This window comes from Streptomyces sp. CRN 30, assembly GCF_034105845.1.
In genome coordinates this window covers 22323-39039 of record NZ_JAVRHI010000377.1, presented here as the reverse complement: position 1 = coordinate 39039, position 16717 = coordinate 22323, and the positions used below count along the sequence as shown (strand labels likewise).

16 protein-coding genes and 1 riboswitch are annotated in these 16717 nt (G+C 71.1%); of the genes, 6 read left to right on the top strand and 10 right to left on the bottom strand.

Translation table 11 applies throughout. From position 1 onward, the window contains the following. Positions 1-69 precede the first annotated feature (69 nt). A riboswitch (cobalamin riboswitch) is annotated at positions 70-223 on the bottom strand. Positions 224-281: 58 nt separating this feature from the next. The 4 genes from UW392_RS40655 to UW392_RS40640 form a co-directional block, all read right to left on the bottom strand. After that, on the bottom strand, positions 282-788 hold the full coding sequence (locus tag UW392_RS40655; RefSeq protein ID WP_320780289.1) for a GNAT family N-acetyltransferase: 507 nt from the start codon (positions 786-788) through the stop codon (positions 282-284). Positions 789-871: 83 nt separating this feature from the next. Next, positions 872-1072, bottom strand: a complete 201-nt coding sequence (locus UW392_RS40650; RefSeq protein ID WP_320780288.1) for a YbdD/YjiX family protein — start codon at positions 1070-1072, stop codon at positions 872-874. Continuing rightward, the gene (locus UW392_RS40645) at positions 1044-3245 is read right to left on the bottom strand and encodes a carbon starvation CstA family protein (RefSeq protein WP_320780287.1); all 2202 of its coding nucleotides are present in this window, start codon (positions 3243-3245) and stop codon (positions 1044-1046) included. The genes UW392_RS40650 and UW392_RS40645 overlap by 29 nt, the downstream gene beginning before the upstream one ends. Positions 3246-3345: 100 nt before the next feature. Continuing rightward, positions 3346-4110, bottom strand: coding sequence for a GntR family transcriptional regulator (locus UW392_RS40640; RefSeq protein WP_320780286.1), 765 nt, complete (start codon positions 4108-4110; stop codon positions 3346-3348). Between the two features lie 405 nt (positions 4111-4515). Here UW392_RS40640 and UW392_RS40635 point away from each other — a divergent pair, with 405 nt between their 5' ends. From UW392_RS40635 to UW392_RS40620, 4 genes are all read left to right on the top strand, one after another. Next, complete coding sequence (locus UW392_RS40635) at positions 4516-5793, top strand: extracellular solute-binding protein (RefSeq protein ID WP_320780285.1); 1278 nt, start codon at positions 4516-4518, stop codon at positions 5791-5793. Between the two features lie 187 nt (positions 5794-5980). Beyond that, positions 5981-6973, top strand: a complete 993-nt coding sequence (locus UW392_RS40630) for a sugar ABC transporter permease (protein ID WP_320780284.1) — start codon at positions 5981-5983, stop codon at positions 6971-6973. Continuing rightward, positions 6970-7842, top strand: a complete 873-nt coding sequence (locus UW392_RS40625; RefSeq protein WP_320780283.1) for a carbohydrate ABC transporter permease — start codon at positions 6970-6972, stop codon at positions 7840-7842. The genes UW392_RS40630 and UW392_RS40625 overlap by 4 nt, the downstream gene beginning before the upstream one ends. Before the next feature lie 7 nt (positions 7843-7849). Then, positions 7850-9340, top strand: coding sequence for a glycoside hydrolase family 3 protein (locus UW392_RS40620; protein WP_320780282.1), 1491 nt, complete (start codon positions 7850-7852; stop codon positions 9338-9340). Positions 9341-9400: 60 nt separating this feature from the next. Here the strand turns inward: UW392_RS40620 and nagB are convergent, their stop codons facing one another. Further along, positions 9401-10186: a glucosamine-6-phosphate deaminase gene (nagB, locus tag UW392_RS40615; RefSeq protein ID WP_320780281.1), complete on the bottom strand. Its 786-nt coding sequence runs from the start codon at positions 10184-10186 to the stop codon at positions 9401-9403. Positions 10187-10624: 438 nt separating this feature from the next. On the opposite strand from nagB, the gene UW392_RS40610 reads away from it, so the two are divergent. After that, complete coding sequence (locus tag UW392_RS40610; RefSeq protein ID WP_320780280.1) at positions 10625-12100, top strand: PAS domain-containing sensor histidine kinase; 1476 nt, start codon at positions 10625-10627, stop codon at positions 12098-12100. 166 nt (positions 12101-12266) lie between these two features. Here the strand turns inward: UW392_RS40610 and UW392_RS40605 are convergent, their stop codons facing one another. Together UW392_RS40605 and UW392_RS40600 are read right to left on the bottom strand one after the other, a co-directional pair. Next, a complete protein-coding gene (locus UW392_RS40605; RefSeq protein WP_003992873.1) occupies positions 12267-12524 on the bottom strand; it encodes a WhiB family transcriptional regulator in 258 nt (85 codons plus the stop codon). A 319-nt stretch (positions 12525-12843) separates the two neighbouring features. Further along, complete coding sequence (locus UW392_RS40600) at positions 12844-13812, bottom strand: diacylglycerol/lipid kinase family protein (protein ID WP_320780279.1); 969 nt, start codon at positions 13810-13812, stop codon at positions 12844-12846. Positions 13813-14022: 210 nt separating this feature from the next. Here UW392_RS40600 and UW392_RS40595 point away from each other — a divergent pair, with 210 nt between their 5' ends. Beyond that, complete coding sequence (locus tag UW392_RS40595) at positions 14023-14475, top strand: hypothetical protein (protein ID WP_320780278.1); 453 nt, start codon at positions 14023-14025, stop codon at positions 14473-14475. Between the two features lie 79 nt (positions 14476-14554). On the opposite strand, the gene UW392_RS40590 is transcribed toward UW392_RS40595, so the two are convergent. The 3 genes from UW392_RS40590 to UW392_RS40580 all read right to left on the bottom strand — a co-directional run bounded on the left by UW392_RS40590 (position 14555) and on the right by UW392_RS40580 (position 16673). Beyond that, complete coding sequence (locus UW392_RS40590; RefSeq protein WP_320780277.1) at positions 14555-15682, bottom strand: RNA polymerase sigma factor SigF; 1128 nt, start codon at positions 15680-15682, stop codon at positions 14555-14557. A gap of 17 nt (positions 15683-15699) precedes the next feature. Further along, a complete protein-coding gene (locus UW392_RS40585; RefSeq protein WP_030574593.1) occupies positions 15700-16113 on the bottom strand; it encodes an anti-sigma regulatory factor in 414 nt (137 codons plus the stop codon). 299 nt (positions 16114-16412) lie between these two features. Then, positions 16413-16673 (bottom strand): UBP-type zinc finger domain-containing protein, encoded by a 261-nt coding sequence (locus UW392_RS40580; protein WP_320780276.1) that lies wholly within the window; start codon positions 16671-16673, stop codon positions 16413-16415. Positions 16674-16717 lie beyond the last annotated feature (44 nt).

Genomic DNA, 16717 nt, shown 5'->3' with positions numbered 1-16717 from the left:
GGGGAGGCAGTGCGCGGCGCGTCCACCGGCCCAATCCGCGAGGCCCGGACGTCATCGCGCCCGGGCCGGACGGCCGGGCGCGCCGTCGGCAGGTACTCGGACTGGACGAGCGCGCGCTCGGTGGGACGAACACGCACAAGTACACCGTTGCGGGACAGTTCCGGATTCGCACCGGATTCCCCTGCGTCGACAGCGAGCACGAGCATACATGTGGTGCCCGGCTGAGCAAGCGGCCCCATATGTTGTGTCGCGGGCCGTCGCGAGGAGTTTTGCGGAGAGTGTCAGAGGGTGAGCTGATAGGTGATCAGCATGATGTCGTCGACGTCCGGGAGCGGGTTCCAGTCGCGCTCCGGGGTGCGGGTGAAGCCGATGCGCTCGTAGAGGCGGTGGGCGGCGCGCATGGTCCGCTGGGTGGACAGCACCACGCGGACGCAGCCGGGCGTGGCCCGCGCGCGGTCGACGCACCGGCGGACGAGCGCCTCGCCGGCGCCCCGGCCGCGTGCCTCGGCGGCCACCGCGAGCATGCGTATCTCGGCCTCGCCGGACCGGGCGATGTCGGCCAGGGGGCCGCCGGTCGGCACGAAGGTCACCCCGCCGAGCACCCGGCCGTCCCCGACGGCGACGGACACCTCGGCCGCGGCGGCCCGCCCCGCCACGTCGCGCAGTACACCGAGGTAGGCGTCGTCCTTGCCGAAGTCGAGGAGCCCGTCCCGGAGGTACGCCCACGCGGTGATCCCGCCGAGGGTGCCGTACTCCTCCGGCACGGCCGGCCTGATGGTGATGTCCATGGCCGCAGTGTGCCGCAGGGGTACGACATCGGCCCGCGGTTTCCGGGGCCGCTCGTCAGCAACCGCCCGTCAGCAACCGCCCGTCAGCAGCAGCGGAACCCCTGGCGCGGGTCCGTGTCCTGCCGGTCGGTCCGCGCGCGTTCGAACTCCCGGCGGGACGGCACGGTCGCGTCCGGATCGTGGGTGCGCACATGGGCCACGTAGCGGTCGTACGCCGACTCGCCGGTCAGCTCCCGCACGTACCAGCGCACTCCCTCAGCCGCCCTGACCAGCACCGACCGCATTCCGCTCCGCCTCCATCCGTTCCTTCTCCTCGCGGGTGGCGAGCAGCCCCGCCGGGGCGTCCAGTTCCGACTTCACGTACGGGGCCTCGCTCAGCGTGGACAGGGCCGGCCGGCGCACATGGCGTACGCACACGCGGGTCGCGTCGGCCATCACGACGACGATCAGCAGCGCCAGGACGGCCGTCAGGACGCCGTCCACCGTGGAGTTGGTGACGACGGTCTGCATGTCGTCCATGGTCTTCGCGGGTGCGATCACCTCGCCCCGGTCGATGGCGTCCTGATAGACCTGCCGCTGTTTGAAGAAGCCCACGCGCGGGTCGCTGGAGAACACCTTCTGCCAGCTGGCGGTGAGCGTCACCGTCGCGTCCCAGGCGAGCGGAACACCCGTGATCCAGGCCCACTTCAGGCGCCCGGACTTCACCAGCAGTGTGGTGCACACGGTCAGCGCGACCGCCGCGAGGAGCTGGTTGGAGATGCCGAAGACCGGGAAGAGCTGGTTGATCCCGCCGAGCGGCTCATGGACGCCCACCCACAGGAAGTAGCCCCAGAGCGCGCAGACGATGCCGCTGGTGATGATGAGCCCCGGCTTCCAGCTGATGTTGCGGAACGGCTTGTAGACGTTGCCGAGGGTGTCCTGGAGCATGAAGCGGCCCACGCGGGTGCCCGCGTCGAGCGCGGTGAGGATGAACAGTGCCTCGAACATGATCGCGAAGTGGTACCAGAAGGAGCGCATCCCGTCGCCCGTGACCTGGGCGAAGATCTCCGAGACGCCGACCGCGAGGGTGGGCGCGCCACCGGTGCGGGAGAGCAGGGACGCCTCCTCGACCTGCCGCGCCGCCTCGGCGAGGGCCTCCGGCGAGATGGAGTAACCCCAGCCCGTCACCACCTGCGAGGCGTTCTGCACGGTGTCGCCGATGACGCCGGCGGGCGCGTTCATCGCGAAGTACAGGCCCGGGTCGATCACCGAGGCCGCTATCAGCGCCATCACGGCCACGGCCGACTCCATCAGCATGGAGCCGTAACCGATCAGCCTGACCTGGGTCTCCTTCTGGATCATCTTCGGTGTCGTACCGCTGGAGATCAGCGCGTGGAACCCGGAGAGCGCGCCGCACGCGATGGTGATGAAGACGAACGGGAAGAGCGAGCCCGCGAACACCGGGCCGTCCCCCCGGGTGGCGAAGTCGGTGACCGCGGGCATCTTCAGCGTCGGCAGGGTGAACACCACGCCGAGCGCGAGCATGGCGATCGTGCCGATCTTCATGAAGGTGGACAGGTAGTCCCGGGGCGCGAGCAGCATCCACACCGGCAGGATGGAGGCGATGAACCCGTACGCCACCAGCCAGATCACCAGCGTGGAGGGGGCGAGGGTGAAGGCGTCGGCCCAGGAGGACTGGGCGACCCATCTGCCCGAGACCAGCGCGAACAGCAGCAGGGCGACACCGATGAGCGAGACCTCGGTGACCCGGCCCGGCCTGAGCACCCGCAGGTAGAAGCCCATGAAGAGGGCGATCGGGACGGTCATCGCGATGGAGAAGGTGCCCCAGGGCGACTCCGCGAGCGCGTTGACGACGACCAGCGCCAGCACGCCGAGCAGGATGATCATGATGGCGAAGGCGGCGATCAGCGCGGCCGCGCCGCCCACCGGGCCGATCTCCTCGCGGGCCATCTGCCCGAGCGAGCGGCCGTCGCGGCGGGTGGAGAAGAACAGCACCACCATGTCCTGCACGGCGCCCGCGAAGATGACGCCGGCGACGATCCAGATGGTGCCGGGCAGATATCCCATCTGCGCGGCGAGCACCGGTCCGACGAGGGGGCCCGCGCCCGCGATCGCCGCGAAGTGGTGGCCGAGCAGCACCCGGCGGTCGGTGGGGTGGAAGTCGATGCCGTTGTCCAGCCGCTCGGCCGGGGTGGCCCGGTTCCGGTCGGCCTTGAGCACCTTGTACTGGATGGACTTCGCGTAGAAGCGGTAGCCGATGGCGTACGAGCCGAGCGCCGCCGCGACCATCCAGGCGGCGGACACCTCCTCGCCGCGGGCGAGGGCGAGCACGGCCCAGCCGGTCGCGCCGATCAGGGCGACAATGGTCCAGACGATGACGCTCCGCGGGTTGGCGCGGCTCGTGCGGGGACTGTTCTGAGCGTTCGCGGTGCGCAACGGGTGGTCCCTTCCGTCCATGCGATGACGGGAGGACCGTAGTGCGGGACGCGGAGGCGCGCTACACCGCGAACACGAGTCGGCGTGCGCCGGGCGCCCGGCCGTACGGTTCGTCCGCCCCCTACTCCACCGGCCGCTTCAGCCTGGCCACGAACTTGTACCGGTCCCCGCGGTAGACCGATCGCACCCACTCCACCGGTTTGCCCTCCTTGTCCAGGGAGTGGCGGGAGAGCATCAGCATGGGCAGGCCCACGTCGGTGCCGAGCAGGCCGGCCTCGCGCGGGGTGGCCAGCGAGGTCTCGATGGTCTCCTCGGCCTCGGCGAGATGGACGTCGTACACCTCGGCCAGCGCGGTGTAGAGGGACGTGTACTTCACCAGTGACCTGCGCAGCGCCGGGAAGCGCTTGGCGGAGAGGTGGGTGGTCTCTATGGCCATCGGCTCGCCGTTCGCCATGCGCAGCCGCTCGATGCGCAGCACCCGGCTGCCGGCGGCGATGTCGAGCAGCCCGGCGAGGGTGTCGTCGGCGGTGACGTACCCGATGTCGAGCAGCTGCGAGGTGGGTTCGAGGCCCTGGGCGCGCATGTCCTCGGTGTACGAGGTGAGCTGCAGGGCCTGGGAGACCTTGGGCTTGGCCACGAACGTGCCCTTGCCCTGGATGCGCTCGAGGCGGCCCTCGACGACCAGCTCCTGCAGGGCCTGCCGGACGGTCGTGCGCGAGGTGTCGAACTCGGCGGCGAGGGTGCGCTCCGGCGGCACCGGGGTGCCCGGGGGGAGCGTCTCCGTGATGTCGAGCAGGTGCTTCTTCAGGCGGTAGTACTTCGGCACGCGCGCGGTGCGGACAGGTACCCCGCTCTCGTTCTCCGCGCTGCTGACGTCGGTGCTCATGCTCCGCCTTCCCGGCTCCGTGTGCCGACGCGAACGACGGACGGTCGGCTCGGCTCACATCGTGGCACGGCTTCATGTGCGAGGGTCCCCTCGCCTCCTCCGTGATCCCCTCTGTATACCTTCGCGCCCCTTGTTGGTCTAGTCCACCGCGCGGGAGTGGTCCACCTGAACGCCCGCCTCCGGACCTGCTGTTTCCGCCGGCTCCTTACATAAAGGTCCCTGCATATATAGGTCCCGTAACGGACGGTCGGCCGCCCTCGAACACCCTTGACACGACTTTTGGTCTGGGCCAAGCTCCCCGTACTGGTCTACACCATTGGTCCAGGTCCCGGCCCCACGGGCAGCGCCAGACGTTCGGTCACCGCGGTGGGCAGGGGGGTTCGTTGCATCCCTGAGGAGGGTGGCGTGAAGCGCAAGCTGGCAGCCGCGATCGGTATCGCGGGCATGATGGTCTCCCTCGCGGCGTGCGGGGGCGAGGGGTCCGGTGGTTCCGGGGGCGCGGACGCCGACGAGCTGACGGTCTGGCTCACGGTCGACGCCCAGAACAACTGGCCCGAGCTGGTGAAGGCCGCCGACGACGCGGTGAAGAAGGAACACCCCGGCCTCACCGTCAAGCACGAGTACTACGGCTGGCCCGACAAGAACACCAAGCTCGACGCCGTCCTCGCCACCGACAAGACCCCCGACGTGGTCGAGATGGGCAACTCCGAGATGCTCGGCTACATGGTCAAGGGTGCCTTCGCCCCCCTGGACCCCGCGAAGTTCGACAACTCCGACGCCTGGCTCGACGGCCTCAAGGACTCGGTGACCTACGAGGGCAAGACGTACGGCGTCCCGTACTACGCGGGCGGCCGCGTCGCCAACTGGCGCACCGACGTGGCGGAGGCGGCCGGGGTGAAGGAGGCGCCCACGACGTACGAGGAGCTCACCGCCGCCCTCGACAAGATCCAGAAGAAGCAGGGCGACCAGTTCAGCGCCTGGTACCAGCCCAGCCGCGACTGGTACGCGGCCATGTCCTTCGTCTACGACGCCGGCGGCGCCATCGCGAAGGAGGAGGGCGGCCAGTGGAAGGCCGACCTCTCCTCGCCCGAGTCCCTCGCAGGCCTCGAGGAGTACAAGAAGGTCCTCGACTCCTACATGAACGGCGACAAGACCAAGGACGAGGCCGACCGCCCCATCGTCTACGGCCAGGGCAACGCCGGCATGATCTTCGCCGCCGCCTGGGAGGGCGCCACCGCCGCCACCCCGGAGAACGACAAGACCGGCGACCTCGCGAAGAACATCGAGAACTTCGTGATGCCCGGCCCGTCCGGCGAGAACATGCCGGTCTTCCTCGGCGGCTCCGACCTCGCCGTCCCGGTCAAGTCCGACGCGCAGGACCTCGCCGCCGAGTGGATCAACGCCTTCACCGGCGCGAAGGGCCAGCAGGGCCTGATGGAGAAGGGCAACCTGCCCAACAACAAGACCGACCTCGCCACGCTGAAGGACGACCCGGCCACCGCGGTCCCGGCCACCGCGGCCGAGTCCAGCTGGTTCGTGCCCATGGCGCCGGGCTGGGGCCAGGTCGAGAAGGCCCAGGTCCTGCAGACGATGCTGCAGGACATCGGCACCGGCAAGAAGTCGGTCGAGGCCGCCGCGAAGGAGGCGGACGCCGCGATCGACAAGGTCATCAACACCAAGTGACCGGGACGCAGGGCCCCGGCCGGGCTCCCGGACATGACCTCCCGGGCGCCCGCGGGGGGCGGGGCCCTGCCTCCGTACGACCCCCCGCGTCCCGTACGACCCGTACGCCTCCGGGACGCGCCACCGGGCAGCGGGGGCTGCTTCCCGTACGACCCGTACGACCTGAGGGACCGCTGAGGAGCACGCGATGAGTGCCGCAGACACGACCACCCCCGCCAAGGTGCCGCCCGTGCGGCAGGCGCCGCAACCACCACCGGCCGCGAAGGAGCCGGCCCGCTCCCGGCGGAGCAGGGGCGGGGCCGCCGTGCCCTGGGGGCTGCTCGCGCCCTGCCTGCTCGTCCTCGTGCTGGTCCTCGGCTATCCGCTCGCCCGGCTGGTCACCCTCTCCTTCCAGGAGTTCGGACAGTCCCAGTTGTGGGGCTTCCTGCCCGCCGAGTTCGTCGGCCTCGAGAACTTCACGGAGGTGCTGGGCGACGGCGAGTTCTGGGCGGTCGTCCTGCGGACCGTGGTCTTCGCCGCCGGGTGCGTCGTCTTCACCATGGTGGCGGGCATGCTGATCGCCCTGCTGCTCCAGCGGGTGTCCGGCTGGATGAAGATCTTGATCAACATCGCGCTGGTGGCCAGCTGGGGCATGCCGATCATCGTGGCCACCACCGTCTTCAAGTGGCTGTTCGACGCGGACTACGGCATCCTCAACGCGCTGCTCAGCAAGTTGCCCGGGGTCGAGATGATCGGCCACAACTGGTTCGCCAGCGGTCCCCAGGGCCTCGCCGTCATCATGCTGCTCGTGGTCTGGGGCGCGGTGCCCTTCGTGGTCATCACGCTCAGCGCGGGCCTCACCCAGGTGCCCAAGGAGATGGTGGAGGCGGCCCGGCTGGACGGCGCGGGCGCGTGGGGCGTGTTCCGCTACGTCACCCTGCCGATCCTCAAGCCGATCATCGTGATGCTGACGACCCTCTCCGTCATCTGGGACATGGGCGTCTTCCCGCAGGTGTTCGTGATGCGCAACGGCCACCCCGAGGCCGAGTTCCAGCTGCTCACCACCTACTCGTACGACAAGGCGTTCGTCGTCAACGACTACGCCCAGGGCTCGGCGATCGCCCTGCTCACCGTGGTGCTGCTGCTCGGCGTGGTCGCCGTCTACATGCGCCAGATGCTGAAGATCGGAGAGGTCGAATGAGCAGCGTGAGCGGCGTGAGCGCCACCCAGGCTCCCGCCCGCCGGAAGCCGAACGGGAAGTCGAAACTGGGCTGGAACCTGCTCGGCCTGCTCGTCTTCCTCACCGCGGGCTTCCCCGTCTACTGGATGCTGAACACGGCGTTCAAGCCGGCCGCGGACGCCATCGACCCCGACCCGAGCCTGCTGCCGACCGGCCTCACGCTCTCCAACTTCAGCCGGGCGCTGGACATCTCCGACTTCTGGGGCCCGGTGGGCCGCAGCCTGACCGTGTCCCTCGCGGTCGTCGTGGTCGGCATGATCGTCGGCACGCTGGCCGCCCTCGCCATCTCGCGCTTCGCCTTCCGCGGCCGCAAGGTGGTCATCGTGGGCATCCTCGCGGTGCAGATGGTCCCGCTCGTCGCCATGATCATCCCGGTCTTCCTGCTCCTCAACGACCTGGGCCAGTACGACCGGCTGACGGGCCTGATCATCACGTACCTGACCTTCATCCTCCCCTTCACCGTGTGGACGCTGCGCGGCTTCATCGTCAACATCCCGAAGGAGCTGGAGGAGGCGGCCATGGTGGACGGCTGCTCCCGCACCGGCGCCTTCGTCCGCGTGGTGTTCCCGCTGCTCGCCCCCGGCATGGTGGCCACCTCGGTGTACGCCTTCATCCAGGCGTGGAACGAGTACCTGTACGCGCTGATGCTGATGAGCCAGCAGAACCAGACCGCCACCGTCTGGCTCGGCAACTTCACCACCAAGCACGGCACCGAGTACGCCCCCATGATGGCCGGCTCCACCATGATGGCCGTGCCGATCGTGATCCTGTTCCTCCTCGTCCAGCGCAAGATGGCCGCGGGTCTCACCGCGGGCGCCGTGAAGGGATGACGCGCTCATGACGACCAGTGCCCGCATCACGGACACCCTGACGCGCGACGCCCTCACCGTGCTCCAGCCCGGCTTCCCGGGCACCACCGCCCCCGACTGGCTGCTGCGCCGCCTGGGCGAGGGCCTCGCCTCGGTCGGCCTGTTCGGCCGCAACGTCGCCTCGCCCGAGCAGCTCGCCGCCCTGACCGCCCGGCTGCGCGCCGAACGCGAGGACGTCCTGGTCGCCATCGACGAGGAGGGCGGCGACGTGACCCGCCTGGAGGTGCGCACCGGCTCCTCCTTCCCGGGCAACCACGCCCTCGGCGCCGTGGACGACGTGGACCTCACCCGCGAGGTGGCGTACGAGCTGGGCCGCCGCCTCGCGGAGTGCGGGGTCGACTTCAACTGGGCGCCCTCCGCGGACGTCAACTCCGATCCCGCCAACCCCGTGATCGGCGTCCGTTCCTTCGGCGCCGACCCGGACCTCGTCGCCCGGCACACGGCCGCGTACGTCTCGGGGCTCCAGGCGGCCGGCGTCGCCGCCTGCGCCAAGCACTTCCCCGGGCACGGCGACACGGCGGTCGACTCCCACCTGGCACTGCCCCGCATCGACGCACCCCTGCCGCTGCTCCAGGCCCGCGAACTGGCGCCCTTCCGGGCCGCGATCGCCGCCGGCACGAAAGCCGTGATGAGCGCCCACATCCTGGTCCCGGCCCTCGACCCGGACCACCCGGCCACGCTCTCCCCCCGCGTCCTCACCGGCCTCCTCCGCGAGGAACTCGGCTACGACGGCCTGATCGTCACCGACGGCATGGAGATGCGGGCCATCGCCGGCACGTACGGCATCGAACGGGGCAGCGTCCTCGCGATCGCCGCGGGCGCGGACGCCATCTGCGTGGGCGGCGGCCTGGCCGACGACGAGACCGTACGGCGCCTGCGGGACGCCCTGGTCGCGGCCGTGCGCGCGGGTGAGCTGCCCGAGGAGCGTCTGGCCGACGCGGCGGCCCGCGTACGGGACCTCGCGGCGTGGACGGCGCCCGCTCGGCACTCCGCCGCCGACCGTGGCGGGGAACCGTCGGACATCGGCCTCGTCGCCGCCCGCCGCGCCCTCACCGTGACGCGCTCCCCGGGACCCGGGCCCCTGACCGCGCCCCCCTTCGTCGCCGCCCTCACCCCGGTCGCGAACATCGCCGTCGGCGACGAGACCCCGTGGGGCGTCGCCGCGGAACTGGCCCGGCTGCTGCCCGGCACCGCCACGGCGAGCTTCACGGGCCAGGACGCGGGCGCCGCGGCCCTGGCCGCCGCGGACGGGCGCCGCATCGTGGCCGTGGTCCGTGACGAGCACCGCCACCCCTGGATGGGCGCCGCCCTCGACACCCTCCTCGCGGCCCGCCCCGACACGATCGTGGTCGAGATGGGCGTCCCCCAGGCCCCGCCCCGGGGCGCCCTCCACGTCGCGACCCACGGCGCGGCGCGGGTGTGCGGCCGCGCGGCGGCGGAGGTCGTCGTGGACGCGTGAACGCGGAGGAGCCGGGTGCCGGTGGCTTCCGAAGGCCACCGGCACCCGGCTCCCGCAACGCTAGATCCCCTGCCACTCCGGCTTGCCCGCGTACGCGTGCCGGAAGTAGTCCGCCAGCTTCAGTTCGGACGCGGCGGCCTCGTCCACGACGACCGTGGCGTGCGGGTGCAGTTGCAGCGCCGAGGCCGGGCACACCGCGGCGACGGGCCCCTCCACGGTCGCCGCCACCGCCTCGGCCTTGCCCTCGCCCGTCGCGAGCAGCACCAGGTGCCGCGCCTCCAGGATCGTCCCGATCCCCTGGGTGATCACGTGGTGCGGCACCTGCCCGATGTCCCCGCCGAAGAACCGCGCGTTGTCGACACGGGTCTGCTCGGTCAGCGTCTTGATGCGGGTGCGCGAGGCGAGCGAGGAACACGGCTCGTTGAACCCGATGTGCCCGTCGGTCCCGATCCCCAGCAGCTGGAGGTCCACGCTCCCGGCGTCGGCCAGCGCCTTGTCGTACGCCTCGCAGGCGGCCTGCACGTCCTCCGCGGTGCCGTCCGGCCCCAGGAACGCGTCCATGCCGATGCCGAGCGGTTCGAGCACCTCCCGGCGGAGCACGGAACGGTACGACTGGGGATGCTCGGCCGGCAGCCCCACGTACTCGTCGAGCTGGGCGATCCGCGCGCGCGAGACGTCCACCGCGCCCGCTCCCGCGCGCGCCGCCAGCGCCTCGTAGACGGGCAGCGGGGTCGAGCCGGTGGCCACGCCGAGCAGGGCGTCCGGGGTGCGCCGGAGCAGCCGCGCGATGGCCTCGGCGACGATCTCGCCGCCCGCCCTGGCGTCCGGGACGATGACAACTTCCACGCTGGGCCTGCCGATCTGTGGTCGATCCGGGGGTCACTGTGGGGTCGATGTGGTTTAGACCAATCTAACAGAAACGCTCCGACGCATGGACACCTCGAGCTGGTCCAGTCCACAATGCGGGGGCAAGGCATGTGAACGACCGGCATGCGAACCGCTGACCTCCGTCCTCCCCGCACAGGAGGGCGGACCGAGGAGACGGCGCTCTCTGCCCTGACTGCTCCGGCTCCTCGCCTTCGGCCGACCGGGACCGCACACCCCACGGCCGTTGCTGCTCCGGGCTGCGGTGCCGGGAGGGTCGAGGGTCCCTCCCAGGCGCCGCGGCCCGCGGGTGTTCCCGAGGCTCCTCGCAGCCCGGTTCCGGACGCACGGCCGTTCCCCGGGCCGCCCGGTGACCCGCGCCTTCCGGCCATGTCCGTACCGCCAGGTACGCTCACACACGTGCCGTCCATGAACGAACTCGTACGCCAGCACACCGGCCTCGGCGACTCCGACCTGGAGTGGCTGCACCTGCTGGTGTCGGAGTGGCAGTTGCTCTCCGACCTCTCCTTCGCCGACCTGGTCCTCTGGGTCCCCACCCGGGACGGCACCCGCTACGTCTCGGTGGCGCAGATGCGCCCCAACACGGGCCCGACCTCGTACCAGGACGACATGGTCGGCCACCTGGTCCCGCGCGGCCGCCGCCCCCTGCTGGACGCCGCCCTGGACGAGGGCCGCATCGTGCGCGAGGGCGACCCCGAGTGGCGCGAGGAGGTCCCGGTCCGGGTCGAGTCCATTCCCGTACGACGCGAGGGGCGCGTCCTCGGCGTCATCGCGCGCAACACCAACCTGCTGACCGTCCGGACGCCGAGCCGGCTGGAGCTGACGTACCTCCAGAGCGCCTCCGACCTCGCCCAGATGATCGCCGCCGGGGCGTTCCCCTTCCCGGACCAGCAGATGGACATGGACGCGGCCCCGCGCGTCGGCGACGGACTGATCCGCCTGGACGCCGACGGCATCGTCCAGTACGCCTCGCCGAACGCGCTCTCCTCCTACCACCGCCTGGGCCTCGCCGCCGACCTCGTGGGCCACCACCTCGGCCGCACCACCGCCGAGCTCGCGCCGTCCCGCGGTCCGGTCGACGAGGCCCTGGCCAAGGTGGCGAGCGGCTGGGCGCCCCGCGAGTTCGAGATCGAGGCCGCCGACGGCGTGATCCAGTTCCGCGCGATCCCGCTCAAGCCCAAGGGCGCGCGCATCGGCTCGCTGGTCCTGTGCCGGGACGTCACCGAACTGCGTCGCCGTGAACGCGAATTGATCACCAAGGACGCGACGATCCGGGAGATCCACCACCGGGTCAAGAACAACCTCCAGACGGTCGCGGCCCTGCTGCGCCTGCAGGCCCGGCGCATCGAGTCCGAGCGCGGCCGCGCGGCCCTGGACGAGGCCGTACGACGGGTCGGGTCGATCGCGATCGTCCATGAGACGCTGTCCCAGAATCTGGACGAGCGCGTGGAGTTCGACGAGATCGCCGACCGCGTCCTCGCCATGGTCGCCGAGATCTCACCGGGCACGGTCGCGGGCCGGCGCACCGGCCGCTTCGGCATCCTGGACGCCGAGGTCGCCACCCCGCTCTCCATGGTCCTCACGGAGGTGCTGCAGAACGCCCTGGAGCACGGCTTCCGTCAGGGCGACACGGGCACCGTCGAGGTCGCGGCCGTGCGCGGCGGTTCGACGAAGGAGGCGCGCCTCCTTGTCACCGTCCAGGACGACGGGGTCGGCCTCCCCGAGGGCTTCGATCCGCACCGCTCGGGCAACCTCGGCCTGCAGATCGTACGTACGCTGGTGGAGGGCGAGTTGGGCGGCACCTTCGACATGGTGCCGGCGCCCGAGCGGGGGACGCGCGTGATCCTCGACATCCCGGTGCGCGCGCAGAAGTGAGCCGCGCACAGCAAGAAGCCCCGGACCCTGTGGGTCCGGGGCTCGACTGCTCGTTGCCAGCTTGTGTTGCTGCGCATCGGGGGCACTGCGCGCTGCGGCTCGGGGGCGGGAGATGCGTACGCGCTGTACGCGCCGCCAAGCTTTAGGCTGTTGCGGGGTGGAACGGTCAGGCAGAGGCCTGACGGGCCCGGTTGCGAGCGGCGCGGCGCTTCATCGCACGGCGCTCGTCCTCACTGAGACCACCCCAGACGCCGGAGTCCTGACCGGACTCGAGCGCCCACTGCAGACACTGCTCGATCACCGGGCAGCGACGGCAGACAGCCTTGGCTTCCTCGATCTGCAGCAGCGCAGGACCGGTGTTGCCGATGGGGAAGAAGAGCTCGGGGTCTTCCTCGCGGCAAACGGCGTTGTGACGCCAGTCCATGGCTGCTACCTCTCCGTGGGTATTACGTGCAAGTTGCTTGTGAATGTGAACGCTTTCACGAAACCCTCAACAAGTGAAGGGCCGACCACCAGATGGACTGGCGTGGTCCTTGGGATTGAGGAGGGGTTCCGGCACTTCGCGGGGCCGATGAAGCGGGCCGTCCCGAGCGCCACGTAGAGACTCGCAAACCTCAGCGGCGGATACAACCCCTTCCGGAAAGTTTTTTTTGATTCCTTGGTGTCGACTAGGTCACAGCCGTACTTCCAAGGGGTGGATCCTGGCCTAAACGTTCGAGTGGAAGGAGTTTTGCCCGTTCCGCTCACACAATCACACGCAGTGCACGGCGTACGCCTGTGAACGTCACGCTCGTACGCAGCCCCAGGTGGTCACCGTCCATCTGGAGAGGCAGCGGCGCCTTCGAATGCAAGGTGAAGTCGGTCAGGTCGTGCAGTGAGACGGCGTGCTTGCCGTGGGGTCCGCGCTCGGGGGACGAAGTGAGCAACTGGGTGGCATACCGGGCAACCGTCGCCGTCGACATCCGGCTGAGACCGAGCACGTCGAGCCCTTTGTCGAACGAAGCCTTAGGCGACGCGTACACCGGACGATTGACCAGATACGTCCATGGAGCGGTGTTACAGACTATGGAGAGCACCAGATCGGTCACCGGGTCGAGGCCGGGGCGCTCCAGTGTGATGGTTCCGTGACGACGGTGCGATTCCCCGAAGAACTGGCGGACCGCCTGGCGCAGATAGAGGGCGTGCGTGGAACGTCTGCCGAGTTCCCGCTGCTGCTCGACGCGGCCGACCACGCCCGCGTCGAAACCGAGGCCCGCGTTGAAGGTGAACCAGCGGGCGGGGGCGGCCTCGTCCTCGCTGCCCGGGGTGCCGGCCGCGAGGCCCAGGCCGACCGTGCGCTCCCGGCCCTCGCGCAGTGCGTCCAGCAGGGCACCCGTCGCCTCGACCGCGTGGTTGGGCAGGCCCAGGGCGCGGGCGAACACGTTGGTCGAGCCGCCGGGGACCACGGCGAGCCGGGGCAGGTTCGCCGGGTCGGGGCCGTGGTGCAGCAGGCCGTTCACGACCTCGTTGACGGTGCCGTCGCCGCCGAGGGCCACGACCAGCTCGATGTCCTTGCTCTCCGCCGCCTGACGGCCGAGGTCCCGGGCGTGGCCGCGGTACTCGGTGGTGACCGCCTCCAGCTTCATCTCGCTCGCCAGCGCGTGGATGAGGACGTCGCGCGTACGTGCGCTTGTGGTGGTTGCCGCCGGATTGACCACGAGAAGTGCACGCATGCGAAGCAGGTTACCTACTGGGCGGTACCCGGCCCAGACCGGAACGGGGATGACGCGGGCGTTCAGGCGTGATGCCGGACACGTGGGGCGCACGGGCGGATCCATGTGCCGCAAGGGGCGGGCGCGGTGTGCACCGGGCGGGCGCGGTGGCCGCCCGGCGGGGCCGTGCGCGGCTGCGGGGGGCCGGCGGGCGCGGGCTACCCTTCAGGGGTGAGCGCTGAGCAGAACCCCACCCTCCCGGACGACACCACCGCCGAACCGCGCCCCTGGCGGCTGACCGCCGCGGCGGCGCTGGCCGCGCTGGAGGGGGCCGCCCTGGCCGTGGGCGGGGTGGCCATGCTGGTGTTCGGATTCACCGGCGACGCCGGAGACCGTCAGGGGGCCGTCACCGGCGGCATCACGCTGCTCGTGCTCGCGCTGCTGCCGCTGCTCGCCGCGCGCGGGCTGTTCCTGCGCCGCGGCTGGAGCCGGGGCCCCGCGGTCATCACCCAGATCCTGGCGCTGCCGGTGGCGTACAACCTGCTCCAGTCCGACAGCGTGGCCATCCCGGGCGGGATCGTCCTGGCGGCCGTCGCGGTCACCGCGCTCGTGCTGCTGGTGAACGCGGAGACGACCCGGGCCCTGGGCATCCGGGGACCGGGCCGGGGGGCCGGGCCGGAGTAGCGGCCGTACGGTCCGCGGGGCGGCCCTCGCGGTGCGGTGCGCGCGCCGCGAGCCGGGGGTCACGCCACGGCGGCGGGGGTCACTCCTCCACCAGGAGCTTCTCCCGGAGCTGGGCCAGGGTACGGGCCAGGAGCCGGGAGACGTGCATCTGGGAGATGCCGACCTCCTGGGCGATCTGCGACTGGGTCATGTTGCCGAAGAAGCGCAGCAGCAGGATCCGCTTCTCGCGCGGAGGCAGGTCCTCCAGGAGCGGCTTGAGCGACTCGCGGTACTCGACACCCTCCAGCGCCTCGTCCTCCGCGCCCAGCGTGTCCGCCACCGCGGGCGACTCGTCGTCCGTGTCGGGGACGTCCAGGGAGAGCGTCGAGTAGGCGTTCGCCGACTCCAGCCCCTCCAGGACCTCCTCCTCCGAGATCGCCAGCTTCTCGGCGAGCTCGTGCACCGTGGGCGAGCGGCCGTGCTGCTGGGAGAGCTCCGCGGTGGCCGTCGTCAGGGCGAGGCGCAGCTCCTGCAGCCGGCGCGGCACCCGGACGGCCCAGCCCTTGTCGCGGAAGTGGCGCTTGATCTCGCCGACCACCGTGGGCGTGGCGTACGTGGAGAACTCCACCCCGCGCTCGGGGTCGAAGCGGTCCACCGACTTGATCAGGCCGATGGTGGCGACCTGGGTGAGGTCGTCCAGCGGCTCGCCGCGGTTGCGGAAGCGGCGCGCGAGGTGCTCGACGAGCGGCAGGTGCATCCGGACCAACTGGTTGCGCAGCTCCGCGTACTCGGTGCCGCCCTGGTCCAGCCCGCGCAGCCGGACGAACATGGCCCGCGCCCCGCTGCGGTCCTGGGGGTCGTGCTGCGTGCCCTGCACGCGGTGCTCAGCGTTTCGCTCGTGCTCGCTCATAGTCCCGCCCGCCGTCACCCGACGCCGCCCTTCCGAGGACGTGGTGCTCCGTACCGCACCCTCCGGACCTCGTCGTCCGTCGGGGGGCGCCTCGCGCTCCTCGTCGTCGACCGCCCCCGCCCGGCGGACCGCCGTGGCCGCCGCCGAGGACTCGTCCTCCGGGTGCGGCCGGGCCTGCTCGGGGATGCCGTCGACGCCGTCCGCCCAGTGCCGTGGCCCGCCCGGGCCGTCCGGTCCCGGGCTCCCGGCCCCGCCGGAGCAGGGGCGTCCCTCGTCCCCGGCGGGCAGTTCCCGTGTGCCGCGCTCTTCGTCCCGCACCGGCCCGTCCCCGTTCCTCACGCCGGGCCGGGGCCCGCGCCGCGCTGTTTGTAGAGGCTGATCGAAACGGTTTTGTCGTCGTCGACGGCGGAGGACACCTTGCCCGCCAGGGCCGACAGGACGGTCCAGGCGAAGGTGTCCCGCGAGGGGGCGTGGCCGTCCGTGGTCGGGGCGGAGACCGTGACCTCCAGCGAGTCGTCGACGAGCCGGAAGACACAGCTGAGCACCGAGCCGGGCACGGCCTGCTGCAGCAGGATCGCGCAGGCCTCGTCCACCGCGATGCGCAGGTCCTCGATCTCGTCGAGGGTGAAGTCCAAACGGGCCGCGAGACCGGCCGTGGCCGTACGCAGTACCGACAGGTAGGCACCCGCGGCCGGCAGCCGGACTTCCACGAAGTCCTGGGTCGTGGGCTCGCCTGCGATCTGGGACACCCTCACCTCCAAGGTGGTGCAAGCTTCTTCGGGGTCCGAGGGGTCGCCCCCCGGGGTAACGCGCTATGTGGTTCAGCGGTGACGCTACCGCGCGCAGAAGTTACCTGTCCCGGGGGCCCCGTCCCGCGCTGTCACTCATAGTAATACTATGAACACGCTCGGTGGCTAGGGGTCTGCGGGCTTCAAATAGGAAGAACGCCCGCCGGGTTGACGTACCCATGCGGCGGACCGTCGAACCGTGGCACAGGAGCGCGCTCCCGTGCCGTCGGCTGCGGTCCAGTATGCGTCGCCCGGCGCGGTCAGACGAGCACGTGGTCGGCGAAGCACCAGCGCCAGCTCTCCCCGGGTTCCAGGGTGCGCATGACGGGGTGGCCGCTCTCCCCATGATGCGCCGTCGCGTGCCGGAACGGGGAGGAGTCGCAGCAGCCGACGTGTCCGCACTGCAGACACAGCCTGAGCTGTACCGGGTCCGTACCGGCGGCGAGACACCCCAGGCAGGTCTCGCTCAGGGGCCCGGGTTCGGGATCCGGCAGCGCGTCGACGTGCGTGCACTGTTTCATGAGTGCCAGGTTACGACGGGCGCGCGGCCTGCCGCGCCGGATCG